The following is a 2,635-nucleotide window of genomic DNA, read 5'->3' on the forward strand; positions in this document are numbered from 1 at the left end:
ACCTGCTTACTCTTCGTCCCATCAATCATCGTTCCTGAAGAGCAGAACGTGGTGATCAATCCATCACACCCCGACAGCGCCAAAATCACCGCCACCAAAGTTCGAAAGTGGACTTACGATCCTCGGTTCCGAGGGAAGAAGTAGTTCTCCGACGTCGGTCCCATGGTCATCAGCTTTGATCCGTCGAGGGGGTCGTCCACATATGAGGTGAGCCCTTCATCGATGTTGCAGGCGACGCCATTGTTGTCGATGTGGTCCCAACCGCCAGAAAGTGCTGGCTGGGCGTGAGCGTGGATCTCGACGCCGAACAATCAGCGGTCTTCCTTCGCGTAGAAGCCCCGGACTACGACCACTCATTGACGATCGTCATCCCGGCCGGGCCGACCAATACCGGTTTCATGTTCCCGGTGACGGTCCCTGCTGGGAATGGCGGAGAGTTCGTCGTGTCGGTCTCCAATGCCGGCGGCCCCGAGCGCCAGTTCCTGCAGCGCCGGCGCCTTGACGGGGCGGCGGGGTCTGAAGCCCTCCCGGCCAGAGAGGCTGCCGGGGTCATAGATGAAGCCAACGCTGATACTGCCGCTGTCTTCGCGCAGATCGCCGCCCGACAGGCGACCGCCCGGCACAAGCCTGATTGCCTTGCCTGTCGCACATATTGACGCTATAGTTCGTCAGAGTACGTGGCATTAGGATAATGGCGACATGGCGCTCCACGCATACGCCGACGATGGATTCTTCGCGCCCCGCAAGATTGCCGACGCGTTTCAGACGACGAGCGAGGAAGTGGCGCGCACGGTCGGCCTTGGCCGTGACGCTGTTCAACGCAAAGATCGCGTGCAGTCCGATCGCACTCAGCGGCGCCTTCGGGAAATGGTCGAGGTCATCAATAAGGTCGAGGCGCGGTTTGGTTCGGCCATGATCGCCTATGCTTGGTTCCGATCAGAGCCGTTGGCCGGATTTTCGGGGCAGACGGCCATGCAGCTGGTCAGAGATGGGCGTGGCGACGAGGTTCTCGACTATGTCGATGCGGTAGACGCCGGCGTCTACGCCTAGCTCGCTGTGCGGTATTCCGGTCCGCTCTATCGGGCGCTCAATCCCGTCTACGCCCGCCAACCGTTGTCTGGTCGGGGCGCGCAACTCTATAGCGGCCGCTTCAACGCAAAAGGCACGCCAGCTCTTTACGCGGCGCTGGACGTGATGACCGCCGTTCGCGAGGCCAACCAGGTCGGCGCCCTCCAGCCCACGATGCTTCTGTCCTACGATGCTGAGGTGGAGGAAATCTTCGATGGGCGGGACGCAGATGCGCTTGCCCGTGAAGACATTGACGCAACGGTGCTGGCTGACAACGGCTGGCGCGACGAAATGATCGCGCTGGGCGTGTCGCGCACTCAGGCTTTCAGCCAACGCCTAATCGCCCAGGGATTCAAAGGCCTGTTGGTCCGCAGCTTTGCGCCGGGATCGGGTCACGCCGATATGAACCTGGTGCTGTGGACCTGGGGCGGAACCGCGCCCAGTCGCCTGACCTTGGTGGACGACGAGCGGCGCCTGCCCCCTTAATCTCCGGCCGGCGCCCGCCTTTATCGAGCGGTGACCTGGGCCTATTTGGCGCGCTTGGGCGACTTGCGGCCGCCCTGTCCGAGGCCCAGGGCCTTGGCCATCATCGAGCGCGCCTGCGAATAACTCGGAGCGGTCGTCGGGTAGTCCTGAGGCAGGCCCCACTTGGCCTTGTATTCGGGGATCGTGAGCCCGAGGTTCGTAAGGTGGCGCTTTAACGTCTTATAGGGCCGGCCGTCCTCGAAGCTGATCAGGGCGTCAGGCGTGATGCTTTTGCGGATCTGTGAGGCTGTTGCCTTCTCGACGGGAGCCGCAGCCTCGCTAGGCGGCGGAACTGCGGTCAATGCAAGGGCGCTGTAGACGCTCTTTACGAGGCCGGGCAGGTCGACGACAGGCACGCGGTTGTTGCCGACGTATGCGCCCACCACATGAGCGGTGAGGGCGATCATCTGGTCCTTGGTCAGCTCAGCCATGCGGTGTCCCCCGACATAGAACGCGGCCCACGTCGCCGCTTTGTGAGTTATCTATCAGAAGAACCGGCGCTCGCCAGGACGCTCTCGCTGCACAGGGCGCCGCAAGCGCGCGCCCGGCTGCCGAGCTAGGGGAGCGACAAGGGGATCGCGCTCAGTAGGAACCGGCTTAGAACCTTAGCACTGTTCCTCTTCAACGCGGGGTCGCTTCGATGGCCGCGGGCCGTGAGGCGATTTCGCAGTTCACCGCTGCGCATAACGATTGCCGGAAAAGGCTGCGGCCCTCTTCGGCGCTACGCGACGCGGCTAACTTGAGGCCGGAAAACACTCGGACAAAAACCGCAGCCATCTCTTGACGATCCGGTCGCCCCTTGCCCCAGGCAATGAGGTCAGCCTGCATCGTTTTGCTCTTTGCGATGTCCCAAAACTGGGCCGATTCAGGACGAAGAAGGTATTGCCTCGCAGCCTCAACATCTTGGGCGTTCACAGTGCGATTGAACCGCGCCGGGTTTGCCGGAGGCCTCAACTCCTGAGAGGAAGAGGCCATGACAAGCAAGACGACGAACAAGTTTTCACCTGAGGTTCGCGAGCGAGCGGTTCGGATGGTTGTGGAT

5 protein-coding genes are annotated in these 2,635 nt (G+C 62.1%); 3 read left to right on the top strand and 2 right to left on the bottom strand.

Going from position 1 to position 2,635, the window contains the following annotated elements; all coding sequences use genetic code 11:
* The first annotated feature begins 290 nt into the window (after positions 1 to 290).
* From ACP69S_RS21945 to ACP69S_RS21955, 3 genes are read left to right on the top strand one after another with little or no spacing between them, the layout of a single operon-like run.
* On the top strand, positions 291 to 656 hold the full coding sequence (locus ACP69S_RS21945; protein ID WP_426000832.1) for a hypothetical protein: 366 nt from the start codon (positions 291 to 293) through the stop codon (positions 654 to 656).
* Between the two features lie 43 nt (positions 657 to 699).
* Positions 700 to 1,050: an antitoxin Xre/MbcA/ParS toxin-binding domain-containing protein gene (locus ACP69S_RS21950; RefSeq protein ID WP_426000834.1), complete on the top strand. Its 351-nt coding sequence runs from the start codon at positions 700 to 702 to the stop codon at positions 1,048 to 1,050.
* 6 nt (positions 1,051 to 1,056) lie between these two features.
* Positions 1,057 to 1,554 carry an RES family NAD+ phosphorylase gene (locus ACP69S_RS21955; RefSeq protein ID WP_426000836.1) on the top strand — a complete coding sequence of 166 codons (498 nt, stop codon included), beginning with the start codon at positions 1,057 to 1,059 and terminating at the stop codon, positions 1,552 to 1,554.
* 41 nt (positions 1,555 to 1,595) lie between these two features.
* Here ACP69S_RS21955 and ACP69S_RS21960 read toward each other — a convergent pair whose 3' ends face one another.
* Positions 1,596 to 2,024 (bottom strand): MucR family transcriptional regulator, encoded by a 429-nt coding sequence (locus ACP69S_RS21960; RefSeq protein ID WP_426000838.1) that lies wholly within the window; start codon positions 2,022 to 2,024, stop codon positions 1,596 to 1,598.
* Between the two features lie 190 nt (positions 2,025 to 2,214).
* Positions 2,215 to 2,635 (bottom strand): hypothetical protein (locus ACP69S_RS21965; RefSeq protein WP_426000840.1); only part of this gene is annotated, 421 nt, incomplete at its 5' end.

The sequence above is a fragment of the Caulobacter sp. DWR1-3-2b1 genome, assembly GCF_049895765.1.
In the GTDB taxonomy this organism is placed as follows: Bacteria; Pseudomonadota; Alphaproteobacteria; order Caulobacterales; family Caulobacteraceae; genus Caulobacter.